At 36.8% G+C, this 15,528-nt stretch carries 19 protein-coding genes; 7 read left to right on the plus strand and 12 right to left on the minus strand.

What is annotated here, in order from left to right; translation table 11 throughout:
* Positions 1-162 precede the first annotated feature (162 nt).
* Positions 163-1,452, minus strand: a complete 1,290-nt coding sequence (tig, locus tag PSR12_RS16570; RefSeq protein WP_221680897.1) for a trigger factor — start codon at positions 1,450-1,452, stop codon at positions 163-165.
* A 118-nt stretch (positions 1,453-1,570) separates the two neighbouring features.
* Positions 1,571-2,554, minus strand: a complete 984-nt coding sequence (locus PSR12_RS16575) for a CDC27 family protein (protein WP_221680898.1) — start codon at positions 2,552-2,554, stop codon at positions 1,571-1,573.
* Between the two features lie 215 nt (positions 2,555-2,769).
* On the opposite strand from PSR12_RS16575, the gene PSR12_RS16580 reads away from it, so the two are divergent.
* The 7 genes from PSR12_RS16580 to PSR12_RS16610 all read left to right on the plus strand — a co-directional run bounded on the left by PSR12_RS16580 (position 2,770) and on the right by PSR12_RS16610 (position 10,045).
* On the plus strand, positions 2,770-3,234 hold the full coding sequence (locus PSR12_RS16580; RefSeq protein ID WP_066036516.1) for a hypothetical protein: 465 nt from the start codon (positions 2,770-2,772) through the stop codon (positions 3,232-3,234).
* 241 nt (positions 3,235-3,475) lie between these two features.
* Positions 3,476-4,318 (plus strand): DUF2785 domain-containing protein, encoded by an 843-nt coding sequence (locus tag PSR12_RS16585; protein ID WP_274769799.1) that lies wholly within the window; start codon positions 3,476-3,478, stop codon positions 4,316-4,318.
* Between the two features lie 826 nt (positions 4,319-5,144).
* Positions 5,145-6,050, plus strand: coding sequence for a cytochrome aa3 quinol oxidase subunit II (qoxA, locus tag PSR12_RS16590; RefSeq protein WP_221680900.1), 906 nt, complete (start codon positions 5,145-5,147; stop codon positions 6,048-6,050).
* Positions 6,051-6,111: 61 nt separating this feature from the next.
* Positions 6,112-8,055: a cytochrome aa3 quinol oxidase subunit I gene (qoxB, locus tag PSR12_RS16595; protein ID WP_221680901.1), complete on the plus strand. Its 1,944-nt coding sequence runs from the start codon at positions 6,112-6,114 to the stop codon at positions 8,053-8,055.
* Position 8,056: 1 nt separating this feature from the next.
* Positions 8,057-8,656 (plus strand): cytochrome aa3 quinol oxidase subunit III, encoded by a 600-nt coding sequence (gene qoxC / locus PSR12_RS16600; protein ID WP_004226587.1) that lies wholly within the window; start codon positions 8,057-8,059, stop codon positions 8,654-8,656.
* Positions 8,656-8,940 (plus strand): cytochrome aa3 quinol oxidase subunit IV, encoded by a 285-nt coding sequence (gene qoxD / locus PSR12_RS16605; protein ID WP_004226585.1) that lies wholly within the window; start codon positions 8,656-8,658, stop codon positions 8,938-8,940. Before qoxC ends, qoxD begins: the two co-directional genes overlap by 1 nt.
* Before the next feature lie 247 nt (positions 8,941-9,187).
* Complete coding sequence (locus PSR12_RS16610) at positions 9,188-10,045, plus strand: DUF6612 family protein (protein ID WP_274769800.1); 858 nt, start codon at positions 9,188-9,190, stop codon at positions 10,043-10,045.
* Positions 10,046-10,105: 60 nt separating this feature from the next.
* Here the strand turns inward: PSR12_RS16610 and PSR12_RS16615 are convergent, their stop codons facing one another.
* The 10 genes from PSR12_RS16615 to PSR12_RS16655 form a co-directional block, all read right to left on the minus strand.
* Positions 10,106-10,525 (minus strand): universal stress protein, encoded by a 420-nt coding sequence (locus PSR12_RS16615; RefSeq protein WP_221680903.1) that lies wholly within the window; start codon positions 10,523-10,525, stop codon positions 10,106-10,108.
* A gap of 50 nt (positions 10,526-10,575) precedes the next feature.
* Complete coding sequence (locus tag PSR12_RS16620; RefSeq protein ID WP_274769801.1) at positions 10,576-11,652, minus strand: PQQ-dependent sugar dehydrogenase; 1,077 nt, start codon at positions 11,650-11,652, stop codon at positions 10,576-10,578.
* Positions 11,653-11,696: 44 nt separating this feature from the next.
* The gene (locus tag PSR12_RS16625; RefSeq protein ID WP_004226572.1) at positions 11,697-11,858 is read right to left on the minus strand and encodes a hypothetical protein; all 162 of its coding nucleotides are present in this window, start codon (positions 11,856-11,858) and stop codon (positions 11,697-11,699) included.
* Positions 11,859-12,009: 151 nt separating this feature from the next.
* Positions 12,010-12,426 carry a YugN family protein gene (locus PSR12_RS16630; protein WP_274769804.1) on the minus strand — a complete coding sequence of 139 codons (417 nt, stop codon included), beginning with the start codon at positions 12,424-12,426 and terminating at the stop codon, positions 12,010-12,012.
* Positions 12,427-12,562: 136 nt separating this feature from the next.
* A complete protein-coding gene (locus PSR12_RS16635) occupies positions 12,563-13,516 on the minus strand; it encodes an alpha/beta hydrolase (RefSeq protein WP_274769805.1) in 954 nt (317 codons plus the stop codon).
* A gap of 29 nt (positions 13,517-13,545) precedes the next feature.
* A complete protein-coding gene (locus PSR12_RS23840) occupies positions 13,546-13,893 on the minus strand; it encodes an SDR family NAD(P)-dependent oxidoreductase (protein ID WP_342456114.1) in 348 nt (115 codons plus the stop codon).
* Between the two features lie 5 nt (positions 13,894-13,898).
* Positions 13,899-14,267, minus strand: coding sequence for an SDR family NAD(P)-dependent oxidoreductase (locus tag PSR12_RS23845; protein WP_342456115.1), 369 nt, complete (start codon positions 14,265-14,267; stop codon positions 13,899-13,901).
* Between the two features lies 1 nt (position 14,268).
* Entirely contained in the window at positions 14,269-14,640 is a 372-nt protein-coding gene (locus tag PSR12_RS16645) for a hypothetical protein (protein ID WP_274769806.1), read from the minus strand.
* Positions 14,641-14,682: 42 nt separating this feature from the next.
* Positions 14,683-14,880, minus strand: a complete 198-nt coding sequence (locus PSR12_RS16650) for a hypothetical protein (protein ID WP_257520279.1) — start codon at positions 14,878-14,880, stop codon at positions 14,683-14,685.
* A 116-nt stretch (positions 14,881-14,996) separates the two neighbouring features.
* Complete coding sequence (locus PSR12_RS16655; RefSeq protein ID WP_274769808.1) at positions 14,997-15,458, minus strand: SAM-dependent methyltransferase; 462 nt, start codon at positions 15,456-15,458, stop codon at positions 14,997-14,999.
* Positions 15,459-15,528 lie beyond the last annotated feature (70 nt).

Below are 15,528 nucleotides of genomic sequence, written 5' to 3' on the forward strand. Positions count from 1 at the left end.
ACATCTGCTGAATGAAGATAAAAACTAAAACAATACTATGTATAAGTGAAGTATAAAGTGAATTAATGTTAAGGGGACTGATTTCTAAGAGTTTATGTGATAAAACAAGGCACGGATGAATGCCGTACCTTGTTTTTTTGGGCTATCTAATTACACAAAATCTTATTCAGTAATTTTAGCGTTTTCTACTAAAAATTCAACTGTTTTTTGGATTTTGATGTCGTTTTCAAGTACTGCTGTTCCACCTAAAGCACTTGTGATTTGATCTTTAGTCATGTTAAATTGAGCAGCCATTTTTTCTAATTCTGCTTCAATATCAGCTTCAGATGCTTCAATTTTTTCTGCTTCAGCAATTGCTTCAAGTGTTAATGATACACGCACACGGCTTTCAGCTTCTTCTTTCATTTGGCCACGTAAGTCTTCTTCTGATTGACCAGAGAATTGGTAGTAAAGGTCTAGGTTCATACCTTGCATTTGTAAACGTTGACCAAATTCTTGTAACATACGATCAGTTTCAGAGTTGATCATACCTGCTGGTACTTCAAAATCAGCATTTTCAGCTGCTTTTTCTACAAGCTCATCACGAAGAGCTGCATCTGATTCTGTTTCCTTTTGAGCTGCAGTTTGTTCTTTAATTTTAGCGCGTAAAGCTTCAACGCTTTCAACTTCTGGATCTAATTCTTTTGCAAATTCATCATTTAACTCAGGAAGAACTTTTGTTTTAACTTCTTTCACTGTTACTTTGAAAGTAGCTTCTTTACCAGCTAATTCAGCTGCATGATATTCTTCTGGGAATGTAACAACAACATCTTTAGATTCGCCAGCTTTAACACCAACTAGTTGCTCTTCAAAACCTGGAATGAATGAACCTGAACCGATTTCTAGTGGATAGTCTTCACCTTTACCACCTTCAAAAGCTTCTTCACCAACGAAACCTTCGAAGTCGATCACAGCTGTATCACCTTCTACGATTGCTTCGTCTTCTTTGATTTCAAGCTCTGCTTTACGAGCTAATTGATCTTGAATTTGTGCATCTACTTCTTCATCCGTTACTTCTACTGGAAGTTTAGATACTTCTAGACCTTTATAGTCTCCTAGCTTTGGTTCCGGTTTCACTGTTACTTGTGCAGTGAATGTGAAATCTTGGCCGTGTACAAAGTTTTCTGTACCAGCGATTTCTGGGTAATCAACTGGCATAATTCCAGCTTCATCAATTGCTTTTGCATAAGATTCAGGAACGATGATTTCTAATGCATCTTGGTATAGAGATTCAATACCAAAACGTTGTTCAAACATTTTACGAGGCATTTTACCTTTACGGAAACCTGGTACGTTAATTTGTTTTACAACTTTTTTGAACGCTTGGTCCATTGCTGCGTCGATTTCTGCAGCAGGTACTTCGATTGTAAGAGTACCGATATTACCTTCTTGTTTTTCCCATTTTGCTGACATGTATAAATACCTCCAAATAAATAATCAAGTTTAGATGTTAGACAATTCATTCGTAACTACGATTTTGACAACCATTTTAGTATAACATAGATGTGTATAGTTTCAACTTATTTCATACCTAATGTAGTTCTGTTAACTTTTCTAACATTTGTAAAAAGTCAATGATTTCATAGTCCATTTCTTGTACATTTCCAAGCATCGCTAAGACAAAATCAATATAACTATAGGCAACATCATCTGCTTCGAACGGGTGCCATTCAAATGGATACGTTACAATCGCATGCTTTGCCATTAAATATTGTACCATTTCTAACGTTGATGGGTCTTGTTCTAGCTTCAATTCTAGTATATTTTTTATTTCTCCATACTGCGGTAGCTGGTTAGGCAATACTAATTCAGTAGGATTAACAATTTTGGTTTGATTAAATTTGGCCACTGTAACATTGATAGCTACTTCTTGTTCTACTAATAATATGAGTGCTAGACTTTGGACAAACGGATGGATCGTGGAACATTCAATAATCTCTTTCAATGGCTCTTTTAGTTGTCTTACATTTGTATCCATCAGTCGATGTAAGCGAATGGATTGCTCATTTGGACTAAGTGCCCCAAATTTCTCAAGGCCATATTCCTGTTCTTCTATTAACCGTTGTGCATTTTCTTTTTTTTCTAGATTCTTAGACACTTCACTATTCAAATTTTTTAAACGTTCAAATTTTTCAATTTGATCCTGAGGCAAAACATTTTCTTCAAGTAGGGTTGTAATTAATGACTCTACTTGATGGTATTCTTTTAACTGCATGCATACGGTAATGTACAATTCCATGATTTCTACATAAAATGACGTACCCATTGAAAATAATTGCTCACAAACATTCTTAGTCTTGCTATAGTCCTTTAATTCATACAAGGCAAAAGCATAGGCACTAAGAGCAAGTTCATCTCCAGCTTCGTACACAAATGCCTTTTCAAAACTCGCCACCGCTTTTTCATACTGAAAATTTTCAGCAAACATATGTCCTTCACGTATTAAAGTTTGGACAGCGCCCGGAAAAACAACAACATTGTCATGTTTAATGACATGACGCTTTCTTTTTGTCATTTTTCTCACCTCTTTGTTCTAATTTTTCATTTCTGCTATTTACTAAAAAATCCACAAGTTTCTTGTTTTTAACAAAAAATTATTGCTTTTGCATTCATATTTTGTAATAAATTGTATTATAATTAGAATAGTCTAAAATTTATCACAATTCGCAGACACTCCCCCTTTGTTGTCTGCATCAAGAAAATCAAGTTCTTACACAAGGAGTGGAATCCATGCAATTACTTGATACAATTACAGAGTTTGATCATTGTATCTCATCTACATTCGAGGCATTATCGATTAAAGTCATTTCAATTTCTACAACGGACGGCCCTTTTCAAGATAAGCCGATAGAATTTGAACTTTTAACACGCACCAAAATTGATGTCTTCACACAAGAAGCCAGCACCTATATTTTAAAAATCCAAGGGTGTATTCCTGGATCTATTGCACTTGGTCATCAAAATGAGTCTCTTTCCATTATTCCTCAAAAAGTAAACATTGAATGTAACTACAAGCTGTTACATGTTGATAAAAAAGATATGCAGCAGATTTTACAGCATCCTGAACCAAATCGTCACTATAGTGAATGGCTCATTGATGCAATCAAAAATGCCAATATTCTTGTCGAGTTAAAGACAAATCAACACACGCTCACTGAATGGCCAATTGGCATTAAATCAGCAGTCATTATTTAGCTAGACAAAGACATACTTAAATAGGTATGTCTTTTTTATTGTTCACATTTTAGTTTTACCATTTAATTGCGTTTCTATCATAACAACTTTCTATAGTTTCTGGAAATAATATTGTAAAAATTATGTTTTAAAGAGGACATTCTAACTGTGCTTATTTAAAATGAAGGTTTCAAATTTATCCCTTCGAAATGAAATGGCGCTATAATATATAGTACAAAAATAAGTTGGGGGCTTTTTTAACATGGATATTAAAGAAACATTACAGTCTTTTTCAACAATGACACTGTCTGAGCGTCAGACATTTATGTTCCAGCATAGTGATTGGCTATTACAGGAGATGTTAACCCATATTGGCTCAGTTGATGCCGAATTACGAGACCACCTCATTTATCGCACCTTTGTTGATTTACTAAGTGATAATTTATTGAGTTCTCAACAACTTCAATATTTGTTTGATACAGTTACAGGTGAGGATTTTTTATATTTACATATCGGAGATAAAACAGAGGATAGTGTCTTTACTCGTTCGTTTTCCGCTTTACTAGTTGCAGGTCTTCTTGCAAAGGACGCTGAATTACTCATTTTAAGAGAGGAAGACCTAGAAGTGTTCTTCAAAAAAATTGGCCGTTATTTGTTATTAGAACAGGATACGAGAGGATATGTTCAGGAAAAAGGTTGGGCACACAGTATTGCACATGGTGCAGATTTAGCTACAACAACAATAAAACATCCAAAATTCGATTTACAGTATGCACCATCCATTTTACATGCATTAAAACTTGTCACTTGGAAAGAAACAGTCTTTGTTAACGATGAAGAGGAACGTTTAATTAATATAGTGGATGCGTTATTACTTCGGAATTACTCAGAGGAAGCACTGATCGAATTTGTTGAGCAGGCTTTTGATAAATTCGAAATGCATTTAATGACACAAGGTTATAATGAGCTCTTCTTTAGTGGCAGAACTTGTACCTTAAACTTTATGAAAACACTGTATTTTTCTTTGAAAATGAATAATAAAGCTCCACAGCTTCAAAATACGATTTATGGACAAGTAGCCAAATGGCTGAAGCTTGGTGATTGACAGGTAATTTTAAAAATGCTGAATTACACCGCTTAATTCTTGATAACATAATTTTTTTCTAAAATACTAGCAAACTAAGAACGGTCTTAGTTTGCTTTTTACTTTTCAGATAAAACAAATGAAGTAAAAATATGGATATTAAAGAAAAACAGTTATTATATTAACATAATTAATATTTCACTCCATTTATTCCCTCCTTACTCATTCCTTTCATTGAAAATTCAACCTATTGTTTCCATAAAACGTCATTGCATCTACTCCTTTTTTGGATAAAAGGCAAATAAAAAATCCCAATAGGACTGGTATGACAATGATTTTATTACAAAACAGCGTCTAAAATGTGAAATACCATTTTTCACATTTTAAATTATTTACTTAGGTAAACATCAGGAATGCAGTATTTTCAACGTTTCCACAGTGTTTAATAAATAAAACCTATAAATACCAATACTAAAATAACGATTTTTGTTCAAAAAATGTTCAAATTCAATACCGCTATACTATCATTTTCATAACAAAATTATGTTTTTTCTTAAAAACAGGGCGTATAATCCAATGTGCAAACAACGAGAGAATGTGGCAATCGTAGTTAACCAAGTACGTATTTAAACGATTGTGCACATCATTGATTTTGCTAACGCTTGCATCAGATCAATCAACACTAGATATTATGTTTCATATTGAACCATGCCATTGTAATTTCTTATGTTGTTGATTGATACGCCAAGATAAAAGAGGTGACCTCAGTATCAACTATTTGTAAATGTGACACTGACAAAAAACACATGAATTTTATGAATAGCCGTTCTATAGAAAGGAGTCAAACATGAAGAAAAAATTAAGTTTAATGTTAGTAGCATTGAGTGCGATTGCTCTTCTTGCTGGATGTGAACCATTAACAGTGTTCAATCCAAAAGGACCTAATGCTGAAACATTATCAAACACAATTATCTTATCCATTATTACAATGGCCTTTATATTGCTAGTCGTGTATGTGCTTTTGGCTTTTATGCTTACAAAATATCGTGCATCAAAAGCTGCTGCAGATTATGAGCCTCCTCATGAAGAAGGAAGCCATCTGCTTGAAATTACATGGACAGTAATTCCAATTATTATCGTAGCATTTTTAGCTGTTGTGACAGTAAGAACAACATCTACAGTAGAAGCTCAACCAGCAGGTTATGACGATAAGGAGCCTTTAGTGATTTATGCATCATCATCAAACTGGAAATGGCATTTTAGTTATCCAGAAGAAGGTGTTGAAACAGTTAACTATGTAAACATTCCGGTGGATCGTCCAATCGAATTTAAGCTTTACTCATTTGGTCCAATTACAAGTTTCTGGATTCCTCAATTAGCAGGTCAAAAATATGCTATGAGTGATATGTTAACAACAATTCACCTTGCAGCAGATGAAGTTGGTTCATTTATGGGACGTAACTCTAACTTTAATGGACGTGGCTTTGCAGAAATGGAATTTGAAGCACAATCTATGACACAAGAAGACTTCGATAAATGGGTTGCTGATGTTAAAGCGAAAGAGGCACCATTAACAGAAGAAAAATTTGATGAGCTTTTAGAGGCAGAACATGTTGGTCGCCAAAGCTTCTCATCTACACACTTAGACTTTAGACCAGCTCCAATGGAACATGGTAAACACATGAATATGGATGAAATGGATCATGGGGATATGTCTGAAGAAGACATGAATAATGAACATTCTGGTCATTAATTTGATTTTATCGTTGAACGAATCGAGACATTAATTTTTAATTCTGAAAGGAGCGCATCCAATGAGTATGGAAGAATTATTCCATCCAATGCAAGAACCGATGATTTTAGCGGCAGCTATTAGTATCGTAGTTGGTGCAGTGGTTATCGTAGCAGGCCTTACTTATTTCAAAAAATGGGGCTATTTCTACAAAAACTGGCTATCAACTGTTGACCATAAAAAAATCGGGATTATGTATATCGCAGTAGCTTTATTAATGCTATTCCGCGGTGGTATCGATGCACTATTAATGCGTGCACAAACAGCCGTTCCAGATAACGGACTTCTTGATGCACAACACTATAATGAAATTTTCACAACACACGGTTTATTAATGATTCTATTTATGGCGATGCCATTTGTTATCGGCTTAATGAACATTGTCATTCCACTTCAAATCGGTGCACGTGACGTTGCTTTCCCACGTCTAAATGCTGTCAGCTTCTGGTTATTTGCAGCAGGTGCTGGTTTATTAAACTTATCATTCATTATCGGTGGTTCACCAGACGCTGGTTGGACAGCCTACTTCCCTCTTGCAAGTACGGAATTTAGTCCGACTGTAGGGAATAACTATTATTCTTTAGCCCTTCAATTATCAGGTATTGGTACATTAATGACAGGTGTTAACTTTATCACGACGATCATTAAAATGCGTGCCCCTGGTATGACATTAATGAAAATGCCAATGTTTTCTTGGTCTATTTTAATTACAAACATTATTATCGTATTCGCGTTCCCAGTATTAACTGTAGCGCTTGCTCTGATGATGTTTGACCGTCAATTCGGCACAAAATTCTTTGCGATGCAAGACGGTGGTATGGATATGCTTTGGGCCAACCTTTTCTGGGTTTGGGGACATCCTGAGGTTTATATCGTTATACTACCTGCTTTCGGTATTTTCTCAGAAATCATTGCAACATTCGCACGTAAAAACTTATACGGTTACAAATCAATGGTGATGAGTATGGTGGTCATTTCCCTACTATCATTCGTAGTTTGGGCCCATCACTTCTATACAATGGGTCATGGTGTAATGGTAAACAGTGTTTTCTCTATTACAACAATGGCAATCGCAGTTCCTACTGGGGTTAAAATATTTAACTGGCTACTCACAATGAGGCACGGGAAAATTCAATTTACAACACCGATGCTTTATGCACTTGGCTTCATTCCTATCTTCACAATTGGTGGGGTTACAGGGGTAATGCTAGCGATGGCAAGTGCTGACTACCAATATCATAATACGATGTTCTTAGTTGCCCACTTCCACTATGTATTAATTCCAGGTACAGTATTTGGTGTCCTTGCAGGTTACCACTACTGGTGGCCAAAAATGTTCGGTTTCCGTCTAAATGAAAAATTAGGGAAAGCTGGTTTCTGGTTCATTGCCATCAGCTTCAACGTAACATTCTTCCCATTATTCATTTTAGGTTTAGATGGATATGCTCGTCGTATGTACACTTATTCTGAGTCTACTGGTTATGGTCCATTGAACATGTTATCGTTCGTCGGTGCTCTAGGACTTGCAGTCGGCTTTGCTTTAATCGTCTACAATATTTACTACAGCTGGAAGCATATGCCTCGCAATGAAAAGGCAGATGTTTGGGATGGTCGTACACTTGAGTGGGCTACTCATTCTCCAGTACCAGAATATAACTTTGCCGTAGTGCCTACCGTTACTCGCTTAGATGAGTATTGGTTCGCAAAAAAAGAAGGTCGCGATATTACTGCAGGTACAATCGAAAAAATTCACATGCCAAATAATACAGGCACACCATTCTGGATGAGTGGATTCTTCTTCCTTGCAGCATTCTTCGCTGTATTCAATATGTGGGTGCCAGCCATCATTAGTATGCTTGGTGTATTTGGCTTCATGATCCATCGTTCTTTTGAAAAAGACCATGGTCGTTATATTTCAGTTGAGGAAGTTATGGCAACTGAGAAAAGCTTGAGAGGTGATAAATAATATGAAAATCGATTCTTCACTTCCATTAGAATATAGTACAGAGGAAAATCGCCTAAAAATCTTTGGTTTCTGGATTTTCCTTGGCGCCGAGATCGTGTTATTTGCCACATTGTTTACTGTGTATTTCACACTTCACACACGGACAGGTAGTGGCCCGAATGGTGCTGAAATCTTTGAGTTAACTCCTGTTCTATGGGAAACATTCTTATTATTAACAAGTAGTTTCACAATTGGTCTTGGTGTTCATGCAATGCGTATCGGTCGTAAAAAAGCGATGATGACATTCTTTATCATCACTCTACTACTAGGCCTTGGCTTCTTAGCCATTGAAATTGATGAATTTGTCACATATGTACACGAAGGTGCGACGATCCAAACAAGCGCATTCTTATCGTCCTTAATGACTTTACTTGGAACGCACGGTGCCCACGTAACATTCGGTTTCTTCTGGGGCGTAGCTATTTTAATCCAAGTAGCAAAACGTGGCTTAAACCCACAAACGGCTAATAAAGCGTTTATCTTCTCACTGTACTGGCATTTCCTAGACGTTGTTTGGATTTTCATCTTCAGCTTCGTCTACTTGAAAGGACTGATTAGCTGATGAAGGAATTATTCCCAAAACAACATGTGATGGGCTTCGGCTTCTCACTATTACTAACAATCGTAGCTTTAGCCGTTGTTAAATTTGATATGTCTCTTAATATGGCATTTGGAATTTTACTAGTAACGGCTCTTGCACAGGCAACTGTACAATTAGTATTATTCATGCACATCGGTGAATCTGAAGATAAAAAAACGTTATATACAACCATTTTATACTCAGTATTCGTAGGTGTTGTGACAATCATTGGTACATTATTTGCTATGATCTGGGGTTATAATTGATCCATTACACTACGGTGTAAGCAAAAGGCTGTCTGAACTTATCGTCCTTGTATGATAAGTTCGTGACAGCTTTTTTGTTTTATCCCTATTCATTTGGTAATTATCACGTTTACCACTTACAAAAGTAGGAATAATGTTATTTTTTTAATAAAAAAATAGTTCTTTTCTAACAATTTATGAAACTTTTCCTTTTCTAGTGCGTATAGTAGTAGATAGTGTTTTTTACCAAGAATAGGAGATGAAAGTAATGAAGAAAATTTTTAAAGTATTAGCAGTTGGAACACTAGCGTTGACACTAGCCGCTTGTAATTCAAGCGCTACGCCTACGAAAGACACAACTAATAAAAGCAAACTCACTTTAGAACAAGTGTATGACAAGGCAGTAAATCGCCAGGCTGATATTCAAAGTGCAAGTGCTAAAATGGATATGACACAGGTGACAAAGGTTGGGTCTGGTGAAGAAGCAATGGAGTTTTCAATCGACTCCAAAATGGAGATGGATATCATCGTTGATCCACTTGCAATGCATTTATCAGGATCTATGACAATGCCTGATATGATGAATGAAAGTGAAGAAACAATGGACATGCCAATTGAAATGTATATGAAAAAAGATGCAGGCTTATTTATGAAGGATTCGACAACAGACAGCTGGTTAAAGCTCCCTGATGAGAACTTTGATGCCATATTAGATCAAACGGCGGCTTCTGCTGATGCGAAGGAACAGCTAGAACAATTGAAAAAATTCATTAAGGACTTTACATTTGAACAAACGGATGATGAATATGTCCTTACATTAGATGCAAAAGGCGATAAATTCAAAGAGCTAATCGATTCTGAGATTAATAAGTCTATCCAAGAAATGGGTCTAGAAGAAAACCCAATGGATCAACTATCAATTGAAAAAATTAACTACGTGCTACACATCGATAAAGAGACTTTCGATACGAACAAAATGGATATGAATTTTGACTTAAAAATGGCCGTAGAAGGTGACGAATTGTTAATGAATACAAAATCAGTCGTTACGTATACGGAATTTAATCATCTAAAAACAATTGATATACCTCAAAGCATTATTGATAACGCTCAAACAATCCAATAATAAAAGAACCTGCTTGTCGACTAGCACAAGCAGGTTCTTTTACTCTAAACTATTTAACCACTAACGAACAATCAACACATCACAAAGCGCATGACGTACGACTTTCTCTGCCACAGAGCCTAACATCATTTTTTCCATACGATTTAACCCAGTTGCACCACAAACAATTAAATCAACCTGAGGTAATTGTGTTAAAATACCTTTTGGTGAACCTGTTTCTACAATGGATTCGACCTCTTTGACTCCTGTCTGTAACGCCTCTTTTTCTAGCTTTTCCATTTTAAGAATGTTTTCCTTCTTCAATTGCTCGGCATATTTTAAGTCATATGCTGAAACTGCTCCAAACGATTTTGTATCAATGACATTCACCAATTGCAAAATAGCATTGTGTTCCTTTGCTAATTGACTCGCTCTATCCAATGCTTTTAATGATTGTTCTGAGAAATCAATTGCTACTGCGATCTTAAGATAGTTTGCCATGTTTGTCCTCCCCATTCTTCCTACCATTCCATGTTTTCTCAAATATTATATCACAATGGCGTTCGATATAGTTTATCATCCTGAGGTTGTGGATTTCCACGACCATCTGTATTATTGCTAATAAAATAAAGAAACTTTTCATCCACAAAGACATCACGAATTCTACCAAATTCTGATAGTAATTCATTGTGTTTGTTCTTATTTATATCAAAAGCTAGGACCGCTGTACCTCTTAGGGCAGCGACATATAATTGATCATTTACAATAGCAATGCCTGATGGAGCCCATGTGGTAGAAGCACCGGATGTAAAAAGAGGTGTTATCATCCCCTGCTCTTTCTCCATTCCTTCAATAAGAGGCCAGCCATAATTCTTCCCCTTCTCAATGATATTAATTTCGTCATTTGCTGCATTGCCATGTTCACTGGCATACATCGTACCATCAGTAGACCATGTTAAGCCTTGTGGATTTCGGTGTCCATAGCTGTATATATAGGATTGAGGAAAAGGATTATCATTCGGTATGGAGCCATCCAAATTGATGCGCAAAATTTTTCCTTCTAAAGCTTTCACGTCCTGTGCTAAAGAAGGTTGTGTTGCATCTCCTACCGTTGCATACAGCTTTCCGTCAGGACCTATTTTCAATCGTCCACTATGATGATATGTACCACTCTTTATTCGATCCATAATAAGATCCTGTTCGATCCATTTATTATCGCTAAACGTTAACGTAACAATACGATTAAATTGTTCCTCTTCCTCGACATACGTATAATACGCATAGGCAACTTGACTGGTAGGAAAATTAGGTGCTAATACAAATCCTAACATACCCGCTTCTGGCGCAGTTGATAGCTCCTTTTTCAGGATAATCTGCTGCCTATCAACGCTCCCTTCCGCAATTTTTACAATACTGCCTGGCCTTTCTGCTATATAAAAGACATCTCCAATTTTTTGAATCGACCAAGGTGTCTGCAATTGATCTGCTAGTATTTCAACAGAGGAATTCATAGCATCTATCGCGTGATTTCCCTCACTCTCTAACCTTTTATTGGTATTATTCTTCGTTGACGTACAAGCAACACATAGAATCATTGTTAGCAGTAATAAAGGCATGTAACGTCCCATGATTAATCATCCTCTCTTTTGTGAAAAATAGAAAGAGACGCCACCTAGACGCCTCTCTTACTTTTTATACTTTCAAGCAGGATTATTTCACCAAATGTTCTTGTTTTTTCTAACACCTCTAGAAAGGCTTCTTTACGATGGATGAGTCGTTCTTGGTGCAATTTCTGATAGGAATGCTGAAAATCATCTATAGCTATTTTATCCATAAACTCACCTCATATAGTAGTACATGCTAATACCATTATAATGTTGGAAAATTCTTACGACAATTCTATTTGTATTTTTGATTACATGTTCCCAAAATAACAAGGAGAAAAGACATATAATTTCTTGCAGCAGCCATTTAAATTTATCTAGCTAATGAATGAAAAATGGAAGTACTTTTTCTTCCACAGCTTGTTCACCTGCTTGAATCCATCTACTTTTATCATGAATGTATCCATCTTTATCAAGCGGAGTTTGAAATTGGCTAACACCAGTTGCATCTAGTAAGGAGCCCTCATCATAATCTAGACCAATATTCTCAACATGCTTAATGACAAATGGCTTTTGAAAACGAATTTGAGCATCTTCATTATCAAGCTCTCCTGATGTGACGATAAAAGGGACACGTAAATAAATAGTTTCTCCTGCCTCTTTCCATAATACCGAGTCAAAGCTACCTTTATAGTACTCCCAATTCCCGCCGATCGTGAAACCCTGATCCGCAATTTTATCTCGTAAATAGCCAAACCCTATCTCTTTTCCAACAATTTTTGATTCAAATTGTAACATTTTACATTCTCCTCCTTTCACTCGATAAAAGTTTAACCTAAAAGACGCTATTACAAACTAGCTAAAAGATCATTTTGTTTAACAAAAAAATCCCGAAACCTGAGTAAATTATGGTTTCGAGATTTTCGTAAATTTTTTATAAAGGCACTGAAATATTTCGATGTAACACATATTTAGCAGCTTCTACATACTCTTTGACAGCTCTTTGACTGACTGCAGCTGTAGGAACAATACTCTCAAAACCATGATAGCAGCCTGGGTATAAGTGGAATTCAACATCTACTCCAGCCTGACATAGCTTGGTTACATATTGCAAAGTCTCATCACGAAACGGATCAAGTTGACCAACACATGTATAAGTAAATGGTAAACCTGATAAATCATCCGCTCTAGCTGCTGCGGCATATGGTGATACATTGTCGCTACCATTTTCGCCATTCAAATACATTTCCCATCCCTTTTGATTGAGTGAGTGGTTCCAGATCATATGTCCCGTAATTTCTAATGAAGATGGGGTATTATTGTGATCATCAATCATTGGATAGAGCGGCATTTGGAAACTAAGCTTCGGATAATTTCGATCACGCGTAAGTAATGCAAGTGCAGCTGTGAGTCCACCACCAGCGCTTGCTCCAGCAATCCCTAAACGGGTAGGATCTATCCCTAATTCACTCGCATGATCTGCTACCCATTTTAACGCTGCATAGCAATCTTCAAGAGGAGCAGGATAAGGATGTTCAGGTGCAAGCCGATAGTCTACAGATACCACAATACAATTCGCTTCATTGACAAAGCGCTGACAAAGCACATCATCTCCCTCTGGTGCTCCCAAGACATAGCCACCACCATGAATCCATAGCAGGCCTGGGTATATTTCCTTTTGCTCTTTTGACTTATAAATACGAAGACGAAGAGAATGATTATCATCAGGCCCTTGAATGACTTTATTTTCTACTATAATGTGCTCTTCTATTGGAGCTGGTACAGCAACGGCTGCCATTCCTTCTCTTGTAGCTTGTACATTATCCAAATCTAATGAGGGAAAAATTGCTAACGTTTCTTTTAGTTCTGAATCAATACGATGTTCCATTAAAATCCTTCCTCTCTTATTTAAATGTTTTACGATGTTAAACCGCCATCAATTGTGACGACAGCGCCATTCACATAAGAAGCTTCCTGCGAAATTAAGAAAGCGATTACATTTGCGATTTCAGTTGGGTCTGCCAATCTACGTAATGGTCCATTTTCTTCTGGACTCGATGCCAATCCTTTTGTCATGTTTGCCCTCACGCCACCAGGACAAATTGCATTCACTCGATACCCTTTAGGTCCATATTCCATGGCTGCCGTTTTAGTTAATCCAATTACACCTTGCTTACTTGCCGCATAGCCACCTAGATAGGGCTGTCCCTGTATACCGGCTGCTGAGGATGTATTCACAATGACACCTGATTGCTGTTGCTCCATTTCTTTTAATAATTTAAGCCGAGAAATGCCCCTTTAAGATTGACTGAGACTACTCTATCAAACGTCTCCTCTTCTAAATCCCCCAGTAGTGTTGGTGGGCTTAATACACCTGCATTATTGACAAAAGCATCAATCCTGCCAAATGTTTCTTTTGCAGCGTCCACATATTTTTTGACATCATGGCTTTGTGAAACATCTGCTTGGACAAAAATTGCTTGTTGGTGATGCTCCTTAACAGCATGTAGTGTGTCTTGTCCTCTTTTTTCATCAAAATCCACTAAAACTAATGCATTTCCCTTAGTGGCAAGCAATTTTGCAGTCTCTCTTCCAATACCACTTCCAGCACCTGTAATAATGACTACTTGTTGCCCCATATTATATGCTCCCCTCTCTCAAACTATGATAGTATGTTAATTTCATTAACTTAAAGCCTTCATAATTGTTTTGAGCCACCTCATTACAATGTTTTGTGTAATAATCAAATCCTCCTAGATAGATTAAAAAACTTCGAGGTTTGCCCTCAATATTGGCCCCCGTATACCAGGAATCACCTTTGACGTAGAGTGTTGCATTAGCAACCTCTCGACAATGTATGCTCCAGGCTTCCTCTGCTTCTATAGTTGGTTCCACAAGGTTAATGTCATGCTCATGCAAGTAATGGATGCACTCGGCAATCCATTCGACATGCTGCTCAATAGCAATCGGCATGTTGACAAGGACAGAAGGGCTTTCTGGTCCCGTAATCATAAATAAATTAGGAAAACCTGCTGCTGTGAGTCCAAGATAGATTTAAACAGCTGCCCCATCCTTCCATTTCTCTTTTAATGACACGCCCTTCCTTCCTCGGATATCAATCTTAAACAATGGCCCTGTCATGCCATCATAGCCTGTCGCAAAAATGATGATTTCTAAATCAAAATGGTTATCCGCCGTTTGAATACCTTCTCCTGTTATTTTTTGAATAGGTGATTCTTTAACATCAACCAATAAAACATTCTCCCTATTATAGGTTTCAAAATAATCGCTATCTAAAACCTGTCTTAGGGGAGCACGCTACTCCCCTTTTTTAGAAATCCACAATTTTCTTCGCTTTAACAACTTTCTTACCCCCAGTAGGCCTTCATTAAATCTATTGACCACACTGGCTGTTTAACATCCTCTTTAGGTAAAAATTCTTTCATTACAGGCTTTATATCTAGTATAGGTGTGCCATCTATGGCGTCTAGCCCTTTAACGATTAATCCTCTCGATTTGACCTCTAACAATGCAACAATTGTACTTCCTAATTTATTAGGTCTATTCTTACCTCTTTGTGCAAAAATGCCGACCTCAGGATAATCATGATTATTTCTCGGATGTCTTGCCTCATATTGAATTTGATCGTCTGTAACCTTATCAAAATAAAAAATAATTTCTAGATGAGAAAAATCTTCTATTCCTTTTAAGGACGCCTCTTGGATATGATCAGCAAGTTCAATAGTTGAAATAATCTCTCCCCAATGATCATCTTTTATCATTTGCCGATTGTTACGAACGGTAGCGATTGATTGAATAGTATATTGCATGTCTTTTATCCCCCATCTTTTCGAATATCTACTATATGTCCTTTCATTCCAGTATAGACTAAATGGACAG

The organism is Lysinibacillus sp. G01H, from assembly GCF_028872195.1.
GTDB classification, from domain to species: Bacteria; Bacillota; Bacilli; order Bacillales_A; family Planococcaceae; genus Lysinibacillus; species Lysinibacillus capsici.